Consider the following 20,794-nt stretch of genomic DNA (forward strand, 5'->3'; position numbering starts at 1 on the left):
CGGCCTGCACGCCACCCTGCGGCCGGCCCTCACGGCCCTCACGGCCTTCGCCGCGACCCTCGCCACGGCCCTTGTCGCGACCCTCGCCACGCTCCTCGCCGCCGTTGTCGCGGCCCTCGCCGCCCTTGTCGCCGTAGTCGCGGCCTTCGTCGTCGCCGCGGTCCTCGCCCTTCTGGCCCTCGTCGCTGTCGTTGTCGTCGGAGTCCTCGCCGCCGGAGTTGTCGGCCTTGGTGGCCTGCTGCTGCGAGGAGGGGAGCGCGGTCAGGGTCACCGCGCTCGCAGCAGGGACGGAGAACGCCACAGCCGCGGCCAGGGCCGCGGAGGTGAACAGAGTACGGGTGATACGCATGGGTGTTCCTTCCGTCACGACTGCGAGAGCCGGCCCAACGCCCACTCAATCGGGAATCACAGCCGCGACGTGATCACCTTCAGCGGAAATCTGACGCCCCACCACCTGAGCGTCGCATCCGGGCTACTGATGCCCTCTCCATACCGCCGCACGAGGGAACGAGGAGCGTCCTTGGCCGCGGCTGCCCCTCGCTTGGGTCGGGAAGGGCCCCATCCCGTTGTCCGGGTCGGTCTCCCGCTCTCCGGAGCCGTCCGCGGGCCGCCCGTGGGCCGAACGAAGCCGTGCGGGGGTCAGCGGCCCGTTCCGGCCATCCGTATGGCCCACAGCCGATCGGTGACAGCCCGTCTTCAGCGTCGAACATCCATCCGTCTTTGGTAAACCCGCGCACTGAATACGCAAAGAGGACACAAGGAATCATGAAACCACACAAAGACGCGACGGTCGCGCACCGCCGCACGCGCGTCACGCGTTCGGAACAACGGCGGGGACGGAATCGGCACCCGAATGCCGTACGGCGTGTGCCGAAGCATCCCCGAAGTCGTGGGCACGCCTGCACAGATAGGTCACCGGTGCGGTCAACCCTCTTGACGGGGCGTACAGGTTGAGTGGAGACCCCGGCCGGCTCCGTGCTTGGATCCTTCGCGTCGCGGGGGTGATCCAGTCGCGACCCGCACACTGTCCCCAGCGGGTCGGCCCCCGTCGGCGGACATCGGTACGAAGGGAAATTTCATGAACACCGCTCCCCGGATCCGGACGGCCGAGATCTCCGAGGCCGCGCTCGACGACATCTCCGGCGGTCTGAGCCCGCACGCCGGCATCGCCGTCGGCCCCACGGCGGTCTGCGACGCGGACCTGCTGGGCCAGGTCGCCGCCACCGGCGAACAGGTCCTCGGCACCGTCGGCCAGTACCGCCAGGCGAATGTCAGCGTCTCCTTCTGACCGGCGCTGACCGACACGGATCGGCACCGGCCCGCGCCGTGGACCGGCCTCCCGGCGGGCACGGGCGACACCCGCGCCCGCCGGGCACGGCGGACCCGCCACCGGGCCACGGTTTCGGATGGTGCCTCGGTTTCGGATCGCGCTTCCGGACCGCTCAGAGGGTCTGCCCGCCACGTCCCTCGGGGAGTATAATTTTCATCATCTGATGAATTACTGCTCTCCTGAGAGGCAGGGCCGTGATGGAGCGGACCACGTGTTGTGTGGTGGGGGGCGGTCCCGCGGGCATGGTGTTCGCCCTGCTGCTGGCCCGGTCGGGCGTACGCGTGACCGTGCTGGAACAGCACGGCGACTTCCTGCGCGACTTCCGCGGCGACACCGTGCACCCCTCGACCTTGGCGTTGCTGGACGACCTGGGGCTGGCCGAGCGCTTCGCGCGGCTGCCCCAGCGCCGGGTGCGCACCGTCCAACTGCCCGCCGGACCCGGCCGGTCGATGGTGACGGTCGCGGACCTCACCGCGCTTCCCGGCCCGTACAACTACGTCGCGATGGTGCCCCAGTGGGACCTGCTCGACCTCCTCGTGGACGAGGCTCGGCGCGAGCCGTCCTTCGACGTGCGCATGAACACCGAGGCGACCTCCTTCCTGATGGAGCGCGGACGGGTCACCGGGGTGCGCTACCGCACCTCCGACGGCCGCACCGGTGAACTGCGCGCGGTCCTCACGGTCGCCTGCGACGGCCGCGGTTCACTGGCCCGCTCGCGGCCGGAACTGGGGCTGCGCCGCTTCGACTGCCCGATGGACGCCTGGTGGTTCCGGCTGCCGCGGCACGAGGGCGACCCGAGCGGACTGGTCGGCGGCGCGGGCGACCGCTTCCTGACCGCGATGATCGACCGCGGGTCGTACTGGCAGTGCGCCGCGCTCATCCCCAAGGGCACCGACGCCGAGCGCCGCGCCGCCGGCCTCGACCGCTTCCTGGCCGATTTCGCCACCGCCGTGCCCTGGGTCGCGGACCGCACGCACACCCTGCGCTCCTGGGACGAGGTCAAGCTCCTGGACGTGCGGCTGGACCGGCTGCGCCGCTGGCACCGGCCGGGGCTGTTGTGCATCGGCGACGCCGCGCACGCGATGTCCCCGGTCTTCGGCATCGGCATCAACCTCGCTGTGGAGGACGCCGTCGCCGCCGCCCGGCACCTGGTCGAGCCACTGCGCCGAGGGACCGTGGGCCTGCGCGACGTACGCGCCGTGCAGCGCCGCCGCCGTCCCACCACCGTCGTGACGCAGGGGCTGCAACGGGCCGCCCACGCCGGATTCATCGCGCCCGTCCTGCGGGGGCGGCAACCCCTCGGCAGCGCCGCCCGGGCCCGGCGCACCGCCGGCCTGCTCACCGGATCCCGGCTGGTCCGGCGGCTGCCCGCGTACTTCCTCGCCTACGGCGCGCTGCGCGAGCGCCCACCGGAGAGCGCCGTGCGCCGGCTCCGGCGCACGTAAGACCGGTAGGCCCGTAGGCCCGTAGGCCGGAAGACCGGTAGGCCCGTAGGCCGGAAGACCGGAAGACCGGAAGGCCGAAAGAACCGGCGGCGGCGCGGCAGGACCGGCACCGATACCGATACCGATACCGATGGGTCCGGGGCGGGGCCTCTCAGTCGGCGCCCTCGCGCAGCGCTTGGTGGATCTCCCGCAACGAGCCGGTCAACCGGGCGTAGTCGTCGCCCGCTACCGGTGCGACGAAGTAGCGCTCGACGACGTCCGCGTGCACGGCCGCGGCCCGGAGGAAGACGGCACGGCCCTGTGCGGTCGGCTCCACCAGGACGCTTCTGCGGTCCTCGGGGGACGGCACGCGCCGGACCAGGCCGGCCTCCTCCATACGGTCCACCAGGCGGGTGATGCCGCTGCTGGTGAGGGTGAGGTCGGTGGCGAGCACACGCTGCGAGACCTCCTCGTCCGGCTGCCGGCAGAGCCGTATGAGGACCTCGAACATCGTGTGGCCGATGCCGCACGCATGACGCAGAGCGGTGTCGATCCGCTGCTCCAGGCGGGTGGCGGCCTTGATCAGCAGGCCGAAGTCGTGCACGAGCGGACTGTTCGCGGCACGGGCGGCCTCGTCGTCCTGCCGGGTCGTGTCATTCACCTGCCAGACGTCCTCTCCCACTTCGGCCCTGCGCGGTTCCGTCCCGCCCAGTTTACTGCCGAAGCACCTACCGACACCTCAATTACTGAGCAATCAATTGCTGAGCAGTCAACGAAGTTCTATGGTGGCCGGGTCCGCACGAGAGCCGGAGAGAGGGAGAGCAGTGGACCTGCAGCATTGGCTCGGCCGAGCCACCCAGGCGATACAGGAGTGGGCCGACACCTTCGCCCCCTACCAGCCGCACCCGTCGCTCCAGGTCGACGACGACCGGTTCGCCGCCGCCTTCGAGGAGTTCACCGGCCGGCTGAAGGACAACTACCCCTTCTTCCACCCGTCCTACGTGGGCCAGATGCTCAAGCCGCCGCACCCCGCGGCCGTGGCCGGCTACCTCACCGCCATGCTGATCAACCCCAACAACCACGCCCTGGACGGCGGTCCGGCCACCGCCCGCATGGAACGGGAGGCCGTCGCGCAACTCGCCGCGATGTTCGGCTACGACACCCACCTCGGCCACCTCACCACCAGCGGCACGATCGCCAACCTCGAAGCCCTCTACGTCGCCCGGGAACTCCACCCCGGGCGGGGCGTCGCCTACAGCGAGGACGCCCACTACACCCACGGCCGCATGTGCCGCGTCCTGGGCGTGGAGGGCCACCCTGTCCCCACCGACGACCGGGGCCGTATGGACCTCGGCGCGCTGGAGGACCTGCTGCGGACCGGCCGGGTGGGCACGGTGGTCGTCACCGCGGGCACCACCGGGCTCGGGGCCGTCGACCCGATCCACGACGCCGTACCCCTCGCGCGGCGCCACGGCGCCCGCGTCCACGTGGACGCCGCGTACGGCGGCTTCTTCACCCTGCTCGCAGGCGCCGGCGGTGACGCGGGGCTGCCGCCCGAGCCGTGGCGGGCGATCGCCGGGTGCGACTCGGTCGTCGTCGACCCGCACAAGCACGGACTTCAGCCCTACGGCTGCGGTGCCGTCCTCTTCCGCGACCCGGAGGTGGGCCGCTTCTACCTGCACGACTCCCCGTACACCTACTTCACCTCCGCCGAACTGCACCTCGGCGAGATCAGCCTGGAGTGCTCGCGCGCCGGCGCCTCGGCGGCCGCCCTGTGGCTCACGTTCCGGCTTCTCCCGCCCACGCCCGACGGTCTGGGCGGCGTCCTCGCGGCCGGCCGCCGGGCCGCGCTGAGGTGGGCGGACCTGATCGACGCCTCCGAGATCCTGGAGCTGTACCAGCGGCCCGAGTTGGACATCGTCACCTACTTCCCGGCGGTGGAGCCCACCACGCTGAGCGCCGTCGACGCCGCCTCCGCGCGCATCCTCGACGACGGCATGACCGGCCCCGATCCCGTGTTCCTCAGCACGCTGAGGGCCGGCCGCGAGGCGTTCACGGCCCGCCACCCGAAGGTCACGGCGGACACCGACGGCGCCCGCGTCCTGCGCAGCGTCCTGATGAAGCCGGAGTCCGAGCACCACGTGGATCACGTCCACGCCCGGGTGGAACGGCTCGCCCGGTCGCGGTGAGCGCCCGGAACGGCCGCGAGGGGCCCGCGCCCGGTGCGGCGCGGGCCCTCCCGCCCTCGCCTGGTCAGGGTCGCCGGGTGGTGCGACGCTGGGGAGGTGAGGTGTCCGAGGAGGGGGTTCCGGGAGGGCCGATGGGACGTGACGTCCCGGCGCTGGTCTTCACCCGCGAGGACCGCCGCCGGTACCGGATCAAGATGCAGCAGTGCCTCGACGCGTTCGCGCAGATGCTGCGTGAGTCACGGTTCGAGTCCGAGCGGCCCCAGGTGGGGCTGGAGATCGAGCTGAACCTGGGCGACGACGGGGCGGAGCCCGCGATGCGCAACAGCGACGTGCTGGCGGCGATCGCGGACCCCGCCTGGGCGACGGAGCTGGGCCGGTTCAACCTCGAGATCAACATCCCGCCCCGCCGGCTGACCGAGGGCGGCCCGGACGCCTGGGAGTCCGAGATCCGCGCCGCGCTGAACCACGCGGAGGAGCGTGCCGGTTCGGTGGGCGCGCATCTGATCATGATCGGCATCCTGCCCACGCTGCGGCAGGAGGACGTCGGCGAGGCGGCGCTGTCGGAGAACCCGCGCTACCGGCTGCTCAACGACCAGGTCTTCGCGGCCCGGGGCGAGGACCTGCACATCGAGGTGGACGGCGTGGACCGGCTGCGGACCTACGCCGACACGATCACTCCCGAGGCCGCGTGCACCAGTACCCAGTTCCACCTTCAGGTCTCCCCGGAGGAGTTCGCCGGCTACTGGAACGCGGCGCAGGCGATCGCCGGGGTCCAGGTCGCGCTGGCGGCCAATTCGCCGTTCCTGTTCGGCAAGGAGCTGTGGCACGAGACCCGTATCCCGCTGTTCGAGCAGGCCACCGACACCCGCCCGGAGGAGATCAAGGTGCAGGGGGTACGGCCTCGGGTGTGGTTCGGCGAGCGGTGGATCAACAGCGTCTTCGACCTCTTCGAGGAGAACCTGCGCTACTTCCCGGCGCTGCTGCCGCTGTGCGACGAGCAGGACCCCGCGGAGACACTGGACCGCGGCGACATCCCCGAGCTGGCCGAGCTCACCCTGCACAACGGCACCATCTACCGCTGGAACCGCCCCGTCTACGCCATCGACCGCGACAAGCCGCACGTGCGGGTGGAGAACCGGGTGCTGCCCGCCGGCCCGACCGTCGCCGACACGCTCGCCAACGGCGCCTTCTACTACGGGCTCACCCGCGCCCTGGTGGAGGAGGACCGGCCGGTGTGGTCGCGCATGTCCTTCTCGGCCGCCGAGGAGAACCTGCACACGGCGGCGCGGCACGGCATGGAGGCACGGCTGTACTGGCCCGGGATGGGTGAGGTGCCGGTGCCCGAACTCGTCTTGCGGCGGCTGCTGCCGCTGGCCCACCGGGGGCTGGAGCAGTCCGGCATGGACGACGCCTGGCGCGAGCCGCTGCTCGGCATCATCGAGCAGCGGTGCGTCACCGGCCGCAACGGTGCGATCTGGCAGAAGGAGATGTTCCACCACATCGACGCCACCACCCACTGCGGCCGGCACGAGGCGCTGCGGCGTATGACGCAGCAGTACGTCGACTACATGCACCTCAACGCCCCGGGCCATACGTGGCCGGTCGACTGACGGCCATCCGGGTATGTAATTGCGTTGCCGTGCAAGTATGGTGGAGGTCCGCCGTCGGCACCGAGGAGGTGAGAGACATGGACTCCAGTAGTAGTCCGGGCCGTCCCCGGCCCCGCGTTCCCGTGTCCCCCAGTTCCTCGGGCATCCGGTAGCCCGCGGCCCCGCGCCGCCGGCGGCTGCCGTGCCCTCGTCCTGCCCCGCTCCCACGGGGCGAGGGGAGGTTCCATGGCGAACCCGACCACGTTCGATGTCGCTCTCCGGCCGGCGGCCGGCGTCGACTGCGACTCCGGCGGCCCCACCCGGATCGCCTCCCGCGCCGTCTCCGGCATCTGCTTCCTCGGCGGCGTCATCCCGCATGAGGGCGGCGGTGCTCGTGGCACCGGCCGCGGGCTGGCCGCGACCGGGTCGCGGGTGCGGCGTGACAGCGGTGGGACCACGGCCCTGCGGGCCGCCGTCTCGCCGGCCGGCCCGGCGCGCGGGCTGGAGCGGCGTGTCGCACGGCCGGCCCTGGAGTCCGGTGTCCGGGACCTGCGCCGGGATCCGGGCGACGCGCCCTTCGGCACGGAGCGGAAGGCGGTGGCGGCATGAGCGACCTCGACGTGCTGCGCGCCCGCCGCGCCGTCCGCCGAGCGGCCCGGCAACTGGCCGAGGACGCCCCTCAGCTCGCCCGCGGCTCCGCGGCCGCGTACCGGGCCGGCCTCGCCGTCCGTGCCGCCGCACTGCACAGGGCGACGCTGGCCGCCTGGTCCTCCGGCATACCCGAGGACGTCATCGCGGCCGACGGGCACCTGCCGCGGGCCGTGGTGCGCCGATGGATCGCCGCCGGGTACCCGTCGCGACGCGCGTGCGACAGCCACAGGTGACCCACAACGCCGGTGCACACGCGGGCAGTCGGATCCACTGACGCCGACCCGCCCCCGAACGCCACGACAGGACCGCCGTGATGAGCGGCAACGCGGCCAGGCAACGGGCAACGACCCGGACAAGTGCGGGCGGATGACGCCCGGCGCCCTGTGCGCGAGCCGGATGGTGTCCACCGCGACACGTGAATCACCGCGGACCGAGGGGCGGATCCCGTGCCTCGGCCGTCACGCTGTCCGAGGAGCGCCTGTATCCGGCGAGCCTCGTCCGGTAGACGTGGAACGGCTCCGCCCGTTTCCGTCCGCATCCTACCCAGTGGTGATCATGGACTCTCAACTCGCCCTGCCCACGCCCGCCCTCGGCCTCCCGCAACACGAGCGCCCCTGGCGCGGCGCCCCGGCCGCGGGGCCGCCGGAGGGGAACCGTTGAACACCCGAGAGGCGTCCCTGCGTAATGACCTGTGGGCGTGGGCAACCTCGTCTGTGAAAAAAGCGGTGCGGGGTTGTGAGCGTGTGGTGCGCCGCGCTCGCGACGGGCCCTCAGTTCCACGCCCTGGGTGGGGACTTGACCGCATAAATCGTAGATATCCCGCAATCCGCCTTATGTAGCGAACACATAACGGTTAACGTCCCGGCCGCGGGAAGGCAACACCCCGCATATCAGGACGCGGCCAAGTGGCGAACGGAGATGGGCACTTGCTCTCACGGAGTTGCGGAGGGTGCCCTAAGTCAGTGATAGCATCCCCGCGTCTGTGACCTTGGTCCACTCGGCTCGGGCACTGCATTGAGGTCGGCCTGTTCTCGACGCAACAGCGGTCGGGTCGCTCTGAGCGGTTGTGCCGCGGACTCCCACGAGGCGCCACCCACCGACGGCTGCAGGCTAAACGCCAGGAAAGGTTTCCATGATTCGAGACGCACTTGTTTGGTGCCTGGTTGCCGCGGTGGTGCTCGCCGTCGCCGCGGCCCTGGTGCTCTATCGTCGAAATAGTGCCATCACGACGAAGAAGAGCCAGGCCGAGGCCGCCTACACACAGAAGTTGAGCGAGGCCGAGGGACAACTTGCCACGGTGTGGCATGAATTGCAGCGTCACAAGGCCGAGCACGACCAGACCATCCAAGAAGCCGAAGAGGGGGCCGAGGAGAGCACCAAGGCCGTCCTCAAGGGTTCGGCACGCTTTCTGCAGAGCCTTGCGGCCGAGCAGTTGGCACTCCTTGAGGAAATTCAGCGGAAGTACGGCGGCCACGCCGTACTGGCGGATCTGCTGGAAGTGAACCATGCCAATGCGCAAATGGCGCGGAAGGCTCAGGGTATTGCGGTGATGTGCGGTGCGCCGCTGGGTCGCCGCAGTAAGCCCGCAAGTGTTTATGACGTGGTGCGCAGCGCGCAGGGACAGATTCGCAACTTCCGCCGCGTCGAAATCATGCAGCAGACCGGTTTCGCGTTGAAGGCGTCCGCCGTTTCCCCGGTTGCTCTCGCCGTCGCGGAACTCCTCGACAACGCCGCCAGTTTCTCCCAGCAGGGTTCGCCGATCGAGGTGACCTTCCAGCGGGTGCAGAAGAACCTGTGCATCGTCATCGACGACGCCGGTGTCGGCATGAACGACGAGGACCGCCAGAAGGCGTCCACCCTGCTGTCCGGCGAGTTCCGCCCCCGGCTGTCCCAGCTGGGCAACCAGCCGAAGTTCGGTTTCCCCGTCATCGGCCTGCTCGCCCAGCAGTACGGGTTCCGGGTGGACGTCACCGGCATCTCCCGCTACGGCGGCGTCCGGGCGGTCGTCCTGCTGCCGGAGGAGCTGTGGACCGAGGAGGAGACCACGCCGACCGAACCCACCGAGGTGCCCCAGGTCAGCCCGATCCGCAGCGCGACGGGCCGGTCCGAGTCCGGTCCGCGCACCGCGCACGGTCTGCCCAAGCGGGGGGCGCGCCAGGTGCCCATCGCCAGTGTTCCCGACGCCGTTCCCGACAGCGTGCCCGACCGCAACGGCTCGGGACAGTCCGTCACACCGCCGGACGAGGCCGGCCGCGCCGGCCGAAGCCTGGGAGCCTTCCAGCGCGGCACGCTCTCGGGCCGGAACCTCTCCGCGGCTCCGTTCGAAGGGTCCGATAACGCATGACCAACGACCTGTCGTGGATGCTCGAGGACATCGTGAGCAACGTGCCGAAGGCGCGGCACGCTGTTCTGCTGTCCGCAGACGGTCTCCCCCGCGGCGCGACCGACGGCATGTCGGAGAAGGACGTGCGCACCATATCCGCCGCCATGGCGGGGATGCAGGCGCTGAGCCGGGCGACCTCCCACTTCGCCGGTCCCGGCGAGGACCGGCAGTGGAACCAGACGATCATCGAGTTCTCCCATGGCTGGATCTTCCTGATCGGGGCGGGGCAGGGTGCCTACCTCGCCGCGGCCGCGGCGCCCGACGTCGACATGCAGCAGATCTCCTTCCGCATGCACCGGCTCGTCGCCCGGCTCGGCAACAACCTCACCTCGCCCCCCAGGGTCAACGCGGAGGCCGCGGCCGAGCGTTCCGACCGTGCCGGGGGCCAGTTGGGCGGCAGGCGGGGAACCGGCGTCCCGATCGCCGACCTCGACGAGGCGGTCGGTGAGGTGCGGGGCGCCCGCCACGCGGTGCTGCTGGGCGCCGACGGTCTGCCCCGCGGTGCCACCACGGGAATGAGTCAGGACCTGGCGGACACGATCTCGGCGGCGATGACGGGCATCCACGCCTACAGCCGCGCCACCTCGCAGTTCGCGGGGGTGCACGAGCACGCCCGGTGGCGGCAGACGGTCATCGAGTTCCAGCACGGCTGGATCTTCCTGATCTCGGCCGGTCAGCGCGCCTTCCTGGCCGCGGCGGCCGACCACGACGCCGACATCGAGGAGTTCACGACCCGGCTGCACCAGGTGGTGCCCCGGCTGAGCGCGCATCTGTCACCACAAGGGGCGGTGAGCAGCAAGTGAACGACGAGCCCGATCTCGAGCTGACCTCGGCATTAGTGCCTCTGTTCGTGGTCACGAACGGGCGTTCCCTGCCCCCGGACCACGCCTACGAGCGCACGACCCTGGTGTCCGCGGAGGACGGTGCCTCCGCCGCCGGCCTCATGCTTTCCCCGGAGGCCGGCCAGGTTCTGGAGATGGTCACGGACGGCTTTCTGTCCGTCGCCGAAGTGGCCGGCCATACGCACCTGCCGCTGGGGATCGTCCGGATTCTTCTGGCGGAGTTGGAAGAGGGCGGCCTCGTCATCACGAGGAAGCCCGTCCCCCGCGCCGAACGTGTCGATCGAGAAATCCTCAGCGCGGTACTCGATGGCCTCAAAGCCCGATTCGGAGCGTGATACGTGTACCTGGATTCAGCGGTGTCCACCGCGGTCAAGATCCTTGTGGTGGGCCACTTCGGAGTCGGGAAGACCACGTGCATCGGAAGTATCTCCGAGATCGAGCCTTTGCGGACCGAAGAGGAGATCACCGAAGCGAGTGTGGGATTTGACGATCTGTCGGGAACTCCGGACAAGACGACCACGACGGTCGCCATGGACTTCGGCCGCCTGACCATCAGCGACGAGGTGGTGCTCTACCTCTTCGGAACGCCCGGTCAGGAACGGTTCAAGGAGATGTGGGAAGAGCTGTCCCGGGGCGCGCTCGGCGCCCTGGTGCTGGTCGACCCCGAGCGGCTCTCCGAGTCCTTCCCGGTCCTCGACCTGGTCGAGCGCTTCGGCCTGACCTACGCCATCGGCGTCAACCGCTTCGAAGGCACCACCGACTACCCGCTCACGGAGGTGCGCGAGGCCCTGAACCTGTCCGCGGAGACCCCCGTCGTCGTCTGTGACGTACGGGACCAGAACTCGGCGGCGCAGGCTCTCATCACCCTCGTGCACCACCTCCTGTCCCTCATTTCTTAGGAGCCACCCACTCATGCAGCAGCGTCCCGGCATACAGGGGCCACCTCCCGGCTGCCCCGCCCACGCCAACGTCCCGGTCTACGGCCCCCAGTTCGGCTCCGATCCCGACAGCCACTACGAGTACCTGCGCACCCTCGGCCCGAGCGCGCCGGTCGACGTCGCCCCGGACGTCCAGGTCGAGCTGGTCACCAGCTACGACGCCGCTCTGTACATCCTCCAGAACCCCGCCTCGTTCGTCCGGGACTCCCGGCGCTGGAACGCGCTGAACCAGGGACGTGTCCCCGAGGACAGCCCGGCGCTGCCGATGATGGGGTACCGGCCCAACGCGCTGTTCAGTGACGGCGCGGCGCACGCCCGGCTGCGCCAGGCGGTCACGGACAGTCTGGCCAGCGTCAACGAGCTCCAACTGGTGCGACAGACCCAGCAGTCCGCCGACTACCTGATCAGCCGGTTCAGCACCGACCGCCTGGGCCAGGCCGAGTTGATGGCCGACTACGCCATGCCGCTGCCGCTGCTGGTCTTCAGCGACCTGTTCGGGTGCCCGCCGGAGATCGGCGACCGCGTCATCGTCGGCATCAGCGGCATCTTCGACGGCACCCCCAACGCCGACCAGGTCCTGGGCGAGGCGCTCGGGGAGCTGATCGCCCTCAAGCGGCGCCGTCCCGGACAGGACCTGACCACCCGTCTGATGGAGCACACTGCGGGGCTCACCGACGAGGAGGTGCTGCACCAGCTGGTGACGCTGCTCTCCGGAGGCACCGCTCCCCTGGCGGCGGCCATCGGCACGAGCAGCGCGCTGATCCTCGACGAGGGGTGGCAGGCCGGCCTGCCGATCGAGGACGCCGTCACGCAGGTCCTGTGGAACTACGCGCCGATCGCCAACTACGCGGCCCACTACCCGACCCACGACGTGGACTTGGGCGGCAGGACGCTCAAGGCCAACGACCCGGTCCTCATCTCCTTCGCGGCGGCCAACACCGATCCCCGGCTGGCCGAGCACCGTGAGCAGCTCAGCGCGAAGGCGCATCTGGCCTTCGGGGCCGGCCCGCACGCCTGTCCGGCCAAGGACCCCGCGTTCATGATCGCCGTCACCGCCGTCGAGTCCCTCCTCAACCGGCTGCCCGACGTCGAAGTGCGCGTGCCGTTCAAGGACTTGAGCTGGGTTCCGGCCCCGTGGAGCCGTTCGCTGGTGACGCTCCCGGTCCGGTTCACGCCCCGGGTCGTGGCGCCGACGCCCGCGCAGACGCAGCAGGCGGCCGCCCCCGCCGCCCCGATGGCCGCCACCGCGGCGCCCAGGCCTGCGACGACGTCCGCGGCCAAGCCCAAGTCGGGCATGTTCAGCCGCTTCCTGGCATGGACCCGAGGGGAGTGACGAAGGCAACCCCAACGCGCATAGTCATCTCGTATGTTTAAGCCACCGTTGGGGTATGCATGGCGGCTGATACCTAGAAAGGAGCCGTCGTGGAGACAGCGGTAACTCCGCCCCCCGACAGACGTTTTGCGGTCTCGCTCTTCTCTCGTCTACGGACAGCGAAGGGCCAGGCCAACCCCTTTCCGATCTACGCGGAGCTTCGGTCGAGGGGCGGAGTCATCGCAGCGCCCTGGGGAGGTCATCTCGTCACTCGCTTCGACCTGTGCGATCAGATCCTGCGCAACCGTGAGTGGCTGGAGCCCGACTCCCGCTGGCGAGAACAGCAGGGGGACGGCACCCGGTGGACCGCCCCCTCCTCTCGTGAGATGAGCAGGACGCTGCCCGCCCTCAATCCCCCCGAACACACCTGGGTGCGCCGGTCGGCCGGCATGTTCGACCGCACCTCCATGGAGGAGATCCGTGGCACGGTCGGCCGGATCACGGGTCGGCTCATGGACTCCCTCGCCGTTCGACTGCGCGACGGGGAGGCCGATTTCAACGCCCTGGTCAGCGAGGAGCTGCCGGTCGCCACCATCGGGCACTGGCTGGGCCTGCCGAGCGCCGACTTCCCCCGGCTGCGCGAGCTGACACACGACCAGGTCTTCACCCAGGAGTTGCTGCCCTCGGCCAGTCAACTGGCGCTGTCCGACGCGGCCACGGCCGAGCTGCGCGCCTACTTCCTGGACCTGGTGCGCGAGCGGCGAGCCCACCCGGGCGACGACCCCGTATCGCGCTGGATCACCCTCTGGGACGCCATGGAGAGCGACCAGGACAAGGCGGACGAGGCCGTCTACTTCCTGGCGCTGTTCGTGCTGCTGGCTGCCCTGGAGACGACGTCCACCCTGTTGTCGACCATGACCCTGCTGCTCCTCGAACACCCCCGGCAGTGGAACCGGCTCACCATCCACCCGGACCTCGCGCCGGCCGCCGTGGAGGAGGCCTTGCGCTACGACCCGCCCACCCATGTGATCAGCCGCGTCTCCTCCAGGGACACCGAGCTGGGCGGTGTCGAGGTGCGCAAGGACGAGATGGTCCACCTCATGGTGGGAGCGGCCAACCGCGACCCCGCCAAGCACGAGGACCCCGAGCTGTTCAACCTGCACCGCAAACCGGCGCACCTGGCCTTCAGCGGCGGCATTCACTACTGCCTCGGCGCGCCCCTGGCCCGGATGGAGGCCCAGACCCTCCTGCACCACCTGGTCAGGCGCTTCCCGCGGCTCACCCTCGTGCGCCGTCCGACGTGGGCGCCCCGCGTGGCCTTCCGGCGCCCGCTGAACCTGGATGTCGCTCTCATATGATCGAAATGACCAATGCCTTCGACAACTTCCCCTACAAGGCGATACACGTCGAGCAGGACGGACCTGTCCTCCGCGTCCGGCTCAATCCGTCGGCGCAGGACGGCTCGCTGACGGTCGCGGCTCTCGACGACCTCGTCTCTTTGCTCAACAGCCTCCATGAACGGCCCGACATCCGGGTGCTGCTGCTGTCGGCGGAGGGCGACGACTTCTGCCTCGGCGCCGACCGCGACGAGTTCCAGGCGGCACTGGCGGAAGACCCGACCGGCGGCGCCATGCGCCGCATCGTGGACAAGGCCTACCGCGTGTGCGACGCCCTGGAGAGCTCGCACGCGGTGACCATCGCCAGACTCCACGGCAGGGTCGTGGGCGCCGGCCTGGCGCTCGCCTCCTTCTGCGATCTGCGCGCGGGGGCGGACACCTGCCGGTTCCGTATGCCGGAGATCGCCCTCGGTCTGCCCCCCGCCTGGGGAGGCGCCATGGGCCGCCTGGTCGCCGAGGGCGGATCCGCCAGGATCCGCGAACTCATGCTCACCTGCGAACCGTTCGACGCGGCGACCGCCCACCGGCTCGGTCTCCTGCACAAGGTCGCGCCCGTGGAGGAGCTGGACGCGGCCGTCGACGCCTGGATCAGGCCCCTCGTCCGGCGCGCACCGGAAGCCCTCACCCTCACCAAGCGCATGCTGGCCGGCTACGCACGGGCCGACCGCACCGCCGACGTCGCGCTGCTCGACGCCCATCTCCTCACCGCACAGCTGAACCAGGGCCGGGCCGTGGCCCAGCGCTGACCGCACTGCCGTCCGTACGCGCCCGACGCCCCCCTGGCGTCGGGCGCGTACGGCGTTTTCGGCGTCCCGACGACGGCAGCACGACCGGGACGAGGGCAGGCCGGCGGGAACGACACACGGGGACGCATCCGCCGCTCCCCTGCGGTGGCGGATGCGTCCCCGGTGCCCGAGCGGCACGGCGTGCTCCCAGAGCCGGTCAGGCGGTTCCGGCCTCCGGGGCCGGGCGGGTCAGGACGAGGGCAATGACGACGACGCTGAGGATCGTGAACACGGCGACCAGGGCGACCACCGCGGCCGGGACACCGCTGACGAAGAACGCCGGGAGGGCCGAGACCACCGACAGGATCCGGGAGGCCGCCACGACGCGGGAGCCGGTCCGGTTCAGCGTGCGCCAGGTGTAGACGACGGCGAGCACCGTGATCACACCGAGCACCCCGTCGGCGATGGCGACGGCCATCGGCGGGCCCTGGGTGTCCGAGTCGGGATCCGGGAGCGTGAAGAAGTTGGTCATGTCGAGCAGGCCCAGGAGGCCCGCGAGGACGAGGCCCACCTTGTTCTTGCGGGTGAGGCCGGGGACGGTTTCCGTGCGGCTGGTCTGGCTCATCTGGGCTCCTGTGTCCGGGAGTCGGGGACGCCGGTGCGGCGACCCGGTGCGGTGAGCATGCGGCAGCACCGGTCCGGCCCGCATCGGTGGACCGCCCCCGGCGGCAGGGAGGTTTTCCCGCACCTCCCGGGAGAAGAGCCTCCCCGCCGGGAACCGTTCTCCGCCATCATCGGGACATGACCTCCGCGGCCCGTCCCATCCGGGTGCTCATCGCCGACGACCATCCCGTGGTGCGGCGCGGGATGAGCGCGCTGCTGACCTCGCTGGCCGGGGTGGACGTGGTGGCGGAGGCTGCCACGGGCGAAGAGGCGCTGCGCGAGGCGCAGTTGAGCCGTCCCGACGTGGTGGTGATGGACATCCGGATGCCGGCGATGGACGGGGTGGAGGCCACCCGGCGGCTGACCGCGCTGCTGCCCGACGTCGCGGTGCTCGTCGTCACCATGTACGAGGACGACGAGACGGTGCTGTCGGCGCTGCGTGCCGGGGCCCGCGGCTATCTCCTCAAGGGGGCCCAACAGGAGGAGATCCTGACCACCATCCGGTCCGTGGCGACCGGTCAGTTCGTCATCGCGCCGGGTGTGGCGGCCCGTCTGCTCGGCCAGGTCGGACCGCCGCCCCGGCCGGCCGACCCCTTCCCCGAACTGACCGCCCGGGAACGCGAGATCCTCGACCTGGTGGCACGCGGCCACGGCAACGTCCGTGTCGCGGCCGAGCTGGCACTGGCCGTCAAGACCGTCGCGAACCACCTGTCCGCCATCTTCGCCAAACTGGGAGTGAGCGGCCGGACCGAGGCCATCCTGCTCGCCCGCGAGCGGGGACTGGGCGACGACGCGTCCGGCCCCGCCTCATGACCGCGCGCCTGCGGACCGCTCTGCGGTGTGCGGCCCTCGCGCCGGTCGCCGGTGCGTCGGTCGCGTCCCAGTGGTGGGCACCGCCGTCCCCGTCCGGGCGGTGGCTCCTGTGGGCCGTCATCGTCGGCCTCGGACTGACGGCGTCGTACGCCCTGGTCACCGCCCGGCGCGGGGCCTCGGCCGCCTCCCGGCTGCTCGGCCTGTCCGCGGCGGCGCTGCTCGGCGCACCGCTCCTGGCCGCGGCCGGTGTCCCGGAACTCGCCGTCGTACCGGTGGTGCTGGCCTCGACGGTCACCCTGCCGCTGGCCGCCCTCCGCGTCGTCGAGGTGCGGCCGGTGTCGCGGGCGCTGCGCTGGGCGGAGGCTTCGGTCGCCCTCTGCGGGGCGGCCTGCGCGGTCGCGTCGGTGACGGGCGGCGAGCCGGCGCTGATCGCGGCCGGGGTGGCCTCCGGGACCGCGATGTGCGCCGGCACCTGGGTGCTGTTCGAGCTCACCTCCGGCGACGACCGGCGCCGCGTGCTGTGGCTGGTGCTGGGTGCCGCCGCGACGACGCTGGCGGGGATGCTGCTGTTCGCGCTGGACAACTCCCTCACACCGGGCTTCCCGGCCGGCGTGGTGGCGGTCGGCGCGGTGTCCCTGCTGCTGCCGGGCTCCATCACCGTGGCGCTGGTCGCGCCCCGCGCGGTGGACGTACGGGTGGTGATGCGCGGCGCCGCCGTCCTCCTCGTCATGCTCGCGTTGAGTGCCGCGGTGTACGAGGGTGTCGCCGCCGTGTGGGAGCTGGCGGTGGGCGCCCGGCCGGGCAAGGGCGTACCGCCCCTGCTGGCGGCCGGGATCGCCGCCGGGTACCAGCCGGTCCGGCGTCATGTCGAGGCGGTGATGGACGAGATGCTGTTCGGCCGCTCGGCCGACCCGGTGGAGACGCTGACCCGGCTCGGCACGGACCTGACCGCCGGCGCCCCGCCCCCGCTGTGGCTGCACACCCTGCGCACCACGCTGGGTGTGCCCGGCATCGAGCTTCGCCAGGAGGACACCGTGGTCGCCACCGCGGGCACCGTCGACCCGGACCACGTCCAGGTCACCGCCCTGCGCGCGGACGGTGAGAAGGTGGGCGATCTCGTGGTCGGTCTGCCGCCGGGACATCTGCGGCTGCCCCGCGCGGCCGCCGCGGTGGTCGATCTGGTCGCGGCACCGCTCGCGCAGGCCCTGCACGCGGCCCGTCTGAGCGAGCAACTGCGCCTGTCCAGGGGCCGTACGGTGACCGCGCTGGAGGAGGAGCGGCGGCGCATGCGCCGCGATCTGCACGACGGGCTGGGCCCCACCCTGACCGGCATCGCCTACACGGCGGACGCGGTCGCCAACCTCATCGCCACCGACCCCGAGCACGCGGTCGGGACGCTGCGCGCGCTGCGCGCCGACGTGGGCGACACGATCACCGAGATCCGCCGGATCGTCTACGGATTGCGCCCCCGCGCCCTCGACGAACTCGGCCTCGTCGAGGCCATCCGCCAGCGCACCGCCCCGCTGCGGGTCGCCGACGGCCGCCCCCTCACGGTGACGGTCGACGCCCCGGAGCAGTTGCCGCAGTTGCCCGCGGCCGTCGAGGTCACCGCCTACCGGGTGGCGGTGGAGGCCGTCACCAACATCGCCCGGCACGCCGCCGTCACCGCCGCCACGCTCACCCTGGAACTGCGCGGCAGCACCCACCTGCGGGTGACGGTCGCCGACTCCGGCCGCTGCACCGAGCCGTGGACACCCGGCGTCGGCATCCAGTCCATGCACGAGCGCGTCGAGCAGATCGGCGGCACCCTGACCGTCCGCACCACGCCCGAGGGTGCCACGATCACCGCCGAACTGCCGCTGGCCATCCCGGAGTGACGCCGTGCGCCGCGCACGGCACAGCCGTCGTCCCCGGCCACCGCCGCGGGAACACCGCGCCGCTTCACACCCCTGGCCCCGGGGACTTACCGAACGGTATACAAGCCCAGTCGAACGTGCGACGGCGGCGCCCAGGTGCCGACGGCGTGCGATGTCCCGGCCCAGGGGGGAGAACTGATGGTTCGTCAGCAAAGTACGGGTGCGGCGGTGGCGAGACGCCGGCGGTGGCCGGCCGCGGTGGGGGCGGCGCTCGGCGGATGCGCCCTCGTCGCCGCTTCCACGGCGCCCGTCTCGGCGCACGGTGCCGGGTCCGGCGTGGGGTCCGGCCGCGCCGCGCACTACGTGTCGCTCGGGGACTCGTACACCTCCGGTCCCGGAATCCCACGGCAGGTCGACGCCGACTGCGGCCGTTCGGACAGCAATTACCCGTCGATCGTCGCGGCCGAGCGGAAGGCCGCCTCCTTCGAGGACGTGAGCTGCGCCGGGGCGACGACCGAGGAGATGTGGAAGCCTCAGGGCTCCAACGACGCCCAGCTCAACGCCCTGCGCAAGGACACGGACCTGGTGACGGTCCAGATCGGCGGCAACGACGTCGGGTTCGGCTCCATCATCGCCACCTGCGCCCAACTCGGCTCCCAGCAGCCGACCGGAGACCCCTGCCGGCGTCACTACGCCTCGTCCGGCATCGACCGGCTGACGCTCGACATCGCGCGGACGGCGCCGAAGGTGGACCGCGTGCTGCGGGCCGTGCACGCCAGGGCGCCGCACGCCCGGGTGCTCGTCGTCGGCTACCCGGACCTGCTGCCCGACGACGGCAGCGGCTGCTTCCCCTCGGTGCCGTTCGCCTCGCAGGACTTCCCCTATCTGCGGGACACCGAGAAACGGCTGAACACGATGCTCCGTCTGGTGGCCGCGTGGAACCACGCGGAGTACGTCGACACCTACCGGCCCACGGTCGGCCACGACATGTGCAAGTCCCCGGCGGACCGCTGGATCGAGCCCTTGCAGCCGGCCTCGCCCGCGGCCCCGGCCCACCCCAACGCCCGGGGTGAGGAGGCCATGGCACGCGCGGTGCTGGACGTGCTGGGCAAGCCGCACGGGCGCGGCTGAGCCCCGGCCGGCGGGCGTGCGGCGGGCCCCGGCCGGGTGCCCGCCGCGTGCCGCCGGCGGCGCGGTCCCGGCACGGCCGCCGGGCCCGCGCGGAACGTCACAGGCGCGGGGTGTCGAACCAGTCCCTCGTGTCGGGCCCCGTGGCCAGGAACAGCAGGACGGCCCCCAGCACGGCCCCGGCGCTCCACGCCCTGTGGTGCGCCAGGGCGCCGACGACCCCGGTGCCGATCATCAGCCAGCCGGCGGCGACCGCGCCGCCGCGGACGCCGTTGCCGCCCTTCGCGGTCTTCAGCGCGACGACGAGCGACATCACGGCCAGCACGGCGAAGGGAAGGGCTCCGAGGAACAGCAGGCCCATGATCAGCTCGCCGAAGGCACCACTCCTGACCGTGGCACCGGCCACCGCGAACCGCAGGGCCACGGTGCCGCTGGCCGGGGCCACGAGGAAGAGGATGACGCGAACGGCCCTGACGGCGGTCGGCATGTGGGGCATGGCGGGCATCGTGGCGGGCCCCGGCTCTGCGGTCAACGACCCGGTGCGCCCGGTGCGCAGACGTGATCTCGCCGAGCCCGGTCCGCGACCGCGTCAGACCGGTTCGGTCAGGCGTCGGGCGGTCTGGGCCGCGCGCTGGGACGCGCGGTGCCGTCGGCCGCGGCGGGTCAGGCCCCAGGGTTTGAGCACGGAGATCACCGTCATGAAGACGTATGCGGTCAGGGAGACGATCGGGCCCATCAGGACTCCGCGGGAGCTGGGCAGCGGCTCGCCCGCGGCGACGTCCCGGACCGTCGAGTCCAGCCCGGGGCGCAGTACGAGAATCGTGGCGGCGGTCGTGGCCAGGGTCAGCCAGAACTTCGTGTGGACCCACCTGTGCCGTGCCAGCCCCCACGGGGTACCCAGGGACAGCACCAGACCGCTGAACAGGGTGAGGAAGGCGACGGGGAGCAGGAGCCAGTCGGCGAAGAGTTTCATCGCGCGGACCGAGGTCTCCACGGTCACCGCGGACCGCGTGGTGACAGCGGCGGTCCCGAGGGCGAGCAGTCCGAGGGAGAGGCCGAGCCAAGCGGCGGAGGCGACCACATGGACCACGAGGAAGGCACGGCGTGCGGGGCGGCTTGTTCTCACCCCCCACACGGTGCCGGACGGTGGCGCGGCCGGCGTCCGACGAGGGGAGTAACCCGATGTACCGGCCTCGGCGTACGCGGCCGGGCCTCCTCCGTCCGGGTGCGCGTGGGCCACGGCGCCGGCCGCGCGGCTCGCCCGCCGCTCACGCTGGGGACAGCGACCCCGCCGGGGCCGGTACCCCCTGATCAAGGAGAGCGACATGCCCATCGATACCGTCGAGCGATTCCTGGCCGCCCTCGACCCGCACCACCGGGAGCACGTCCAGGGCCTGTCACGCGAGGAACAGGAGAGCCTCGCCGCCGCCTGGGAGACGGAGCTCCAGCAGGACACGGACCTCGACACGCTGAGCGAGCTGTCGCCGCCCGCGGCCGAGTGCGAAGCGGCGGCACGCGTGGCCAGGAAGCTCCTCGAACACTGAACGAGGGCTC

Annotated in this window: 21 protein-coding genes and 1 pseudogene; 17 read left to right on the forward strand and 5 right to left on the reverse strand. The window is 71.6% G+C overall.

The window, feature by feature from the left end; genetic code table 11:
- A pseudogene (locus ACIQMV_RS20580) lies at positions 1–349 on the reverse strand (hypothetical protein); the annotation flags it as partial.
- A 729-nt stretch (positions 350–1,078) separates the two neighbouring features.
- On the opposite strand from ACIQMV_RS20580, the gene ACIQMV_RS20585 reads away from it, so the two are divergent.
- The gene (locus tag ACIQMV_RS20585) at positions 1,079–1,288 is read left to right on the forward strand and encodes a hypothetical protein (protein WP_141367255.1); all 210 of its coding nucleotides are present in this window, start codon (positions 1,079–1,081) and stop codon (positions 1,286–1,288) included.
- Between the two features lie 239 nt (positions 1,289–1,527).
- The gene (locus tag ACIQMV_RS20590; RefSeq protein ID WP_402594456.1) at positions 1,528–2,775 is read left to right on the forward strand and encodes an FAD-dependent oxidoreductase; all 1,248 of its coding nucleotides are present in this window, start codon (positions 1,528–1,530) and stop codon (positions 2,773–2,775) included.
- Positions 2,776–2,926: 151 nt separating this feature from the next.
- Here the strand turns inward: ACIQMV_RS20590 and ACIQMV_RS20595 are convergent, their stop codons facing one another.
- The gene (locus ACIQMV_RS20595) at positions 2,927–3,415 is read right to left on the reverse strand and encodes a MarR family winged helix-turn-helix transcriptional regulator (protein ID WP_402594458.1); all 489 of its coding nucleotides are present in this window, start codon (positions 3,413–3,415) and stop codon (positions 2,927–2,929) included.
- Between the two features lie 163 nt (positions 3,416–3,578).
- Between ACIQMV_RS20595 and ACIQMV_RS20600 the strand changes: the two genes are divergently transcribed.
- The 11 genes from ACIQMV_RS20600 (at position 3,579) to ACIQMV_RS20650 (ending at position 14,801) form a co-directional block, all read left to right on the forward strand.
- On the forward strand, positions 3,579–4,943 hold the full coding sequence (locus ACIQMV_RS20600) for a pyridoxal phosphate-dependent decarboxylase family protein (protein WP_401772535.1): 1,365 nt from the start codon (positions 3,579–3,581) through the stop codon (positions 4,941–4,943).
- Positions 4,944–5,074: 131 nt separating this feature from the next.
- The gene (locus tag ACIQMV_RS20605; protein WP_141367247.1) at positions 5,075–6,553 is read left to right on the forward strand and encodes a glutamate-cysteine ligase family protein; all 1,479 of its coding nucleotides are present in this window, start codon (positions 5,075–5,077) and stop codon (positions 6,551–6,553) included.
- A 225-nt stretch (positions 6,554–6,778) separates the two neighbouring features.
- Entirely contained in the window at positions 6,779–7,141 is a 363-nt protein-coding gene (locus ACIQMV_RS20610; RefSeq protein ID WP_402594459.1) for a hypothetical protein, read from the forward strand.
- Complete coding sequence (locus tag ACIQMV_RS20615) at positions 7,138–7,416, forward strand: hypothetical protein (RefSeq protein ID WP_141367243.1); 279 nt, start codon at positions 7,138–7,140, stop codon at positions 7,414–7,416. Before ACIQMV_RS20610 ends, ACIQMV_RS20615 begins: the two co-directional genes overlap by 4 nt.
- Before the next feature lie 899 nt (positions 7,417–8,315).
- On the forward strand, positions 8,316–9,527 hold the full coding sequence (locus ACIQMV_RS20620) for an ATP-binding protein (RefSeq protein ID WP_402594461.1): 1,212 nt from the start codon (positions 8,316–8,318) through the stop codon (positions 9,525–9,527).
- Positions 9,524–10,369: a roadblock/LC7 domain-containing protein gene (locus ACIQMV_RS20625; RefSeq protein ID WP_401772541.1), complete on the forward strand. Its 846-nt coding sequence runs from the start codon at positions 9,524–9,526 to the stop codon at positions 10,367–10,369. Before ACIQMV_RS20620 ends, ACIQMV_RS20625 begins: the two co-directional genes overlap by 4 nt.
- On the forward strand, positions 10,366–10,743 hold the full coding sequence (locus ACIQMV_RS20630) for a DUF742 domain-containing protein (RefSeq protein WP_141367239.1): 378 nt from the start codon (positions 10,366–10,368) through the stop codon (positions 10,741–10,743). Before ACIQMV_RS20625 ends, ACIQMV_RS20630 begins: the two co-directional genes overlap by 4 nt.
- A gap of 3 nt (positions 10,744–10,746) precedes the next feature.
- Positions 10,747–11,307, forward strand: a complete 561-nt coding sequence (locus ACIQMV_RS20635) for a GTP-binding protein (RefSeq protein ID WP_402594463.1) — start codon at positions 10,747–10,749, stop codon at positions 11,305–11,307.
- Between the two features lie 13 nt (positions 11,308–11,320).
- On the forward strand, positions 11,321–12,679 hold the full coding sequence (locus ACIQMV_RS20640; RefSeq protein WP_402594464.1) for a cytochrome P450: 1,359 nt from the start codon (positions 11,321–11,323) through the stop codon (positions 12,677–12,679).
- Positions 12,680–12,768: 89 nt separating this feature from the next.
- Complete coding sequence (locus tag ACIQMV_RS20645) at positions 12,769–14,016, forward strand: cytochrome P450 (protein ID WP_402594465.1); 1,248 nt, start codon at positions 12,769–12,771, stop codon at positions 14,014–14,016.
- 5 nt (positions 14,017–14,021) lie between these two features.
- Positions 14,022–14,801, forward strand: a complete 780-nt coding sequence (locus tag ACIQMV_RS20650; protein WP_401772549.1) for an enoyl-CoA hydratase/isomerase family protein — start codon at positions 14,022–14,024, stop codon at positions 14,799–14,801.
- A 196-nt stretch (positions 14,802–14,997) separates the two neighbouring features.
- On the opposite strand, the gene ACIQMV_RS20655 is transcribed toward ACIQMV_RS20650, so the two are convergent.
- Entirely contained in the window at positions 14,998–15,405 is a 408-nt protein-coding gene (locus tag ACIQMV_RS20655) for a hypothetical protein (protein WP_141367229.1), read from the reverse strand.
- Between the two features lie 176 nt (positions 15,406–15,581).
- Here ACIQMV_RS20655 and ACIQMV_RS20660 point away from each other — a divergent pair, with 176 nt between their 5' ends.
- The 3 genes from ACIQMV_RS20660 (at position 15,582) to ACIQMV_RS20670 (ending at position 19,243) form a co-directional block, all read left to right on the forward strand.
- Positions 15,582–16,256 (forward strand): response regulator, encoded by a 675-nt coding sequence (locus ACIQMV_RS20660; protein WP_402594466.1) that lies wholly within the window; start codon positions 15,582–15,584, stop codon positions 16,254–16,256.
- A complete protein-coding gene (locus ACIQMV_RS20665; protein WP_402594467.1) occupies positions 16,253–18,133 on the forward strand; it encodes a histidine kinase in 1,881 nt (626 codons plus the stop codon). The genes ACIQMV_RS20660 and ACIQMV_RS20665 overlap by 4 nt, the downstream gene beginning before the upstream one ends.
- 177 nt (positions 18,134–18,310) lie before the next feature.
- Positions 18,311–19,243, forward strand: coding sequence for an SGNH/GDSL hydrolase family protein (locus ACIQMV_RS20670; protein WP_402594468.1), 933 nt, complete (start codon positions 18,311–18,313; stop codon positions 19,241–19,243).
- A 97-nt stretch (positions 19,244–19,340) separates the two neighbouring features.
- Here the strand turns inward: ACIQMV_RS20670 and ACIQMV_RS20675 are convergent, their stop codons facing one another.
- Both ACIQMV_RS20675 and ACIQMV_RS20680 read right to left on the reverse strand, forming a co-directional pair.
- Positions 19,341–19,736 carry a hypothetical protein gene (locus tag ACIQMV_RS20675; protein WP_402594470.1) on the reverse strand — a complete coding sequence of 132 codons (396 nt, stop codon included), beginning with the start codon at positions 19,734–19,736 and terminating at the stop codon, positions 19,341–19,343.
- A gap of 93 nt (positions 19,737–19,829) precedes the next feature.
- On the reverse strand, positions 19,830–20,366 hold the full coding sequence (locus tag ACIQMV_RS20680; protein WP_401772563.1) for a DUF2269 family protein: 537 nt from the start codon (positions 20,364–20,366) through the stop codon (positions 19,830–19,832).
- Positions 20,367–20,565: 199 nt separating this feature from the next.
- Between ACIQMV_RS20680 and ACIQMV_RS20685 the strand changes: the two genes are divergently transcribed.
- Complete coding sequence (locus tag ACIQMV_RS20685; protein WP_141367217.1) at positions 20,566–20,784, forward strand: hypothetical protein; 219 nt, start codon at positions 20,566–20,568, stop codon at positions 20,782–20,784.
- Positions 20,785–20,794 lie beyond the last annotated feature (10 nt).

Source organism: Streptomyces sp. NPDC091412 (genome assembly GCF_044756885.1).
Classification (GTDB): Bacteria; Actinomycetota; Actinomycetes; order Streptomycetales; family Streptomycetaceae; genus Streptomyces.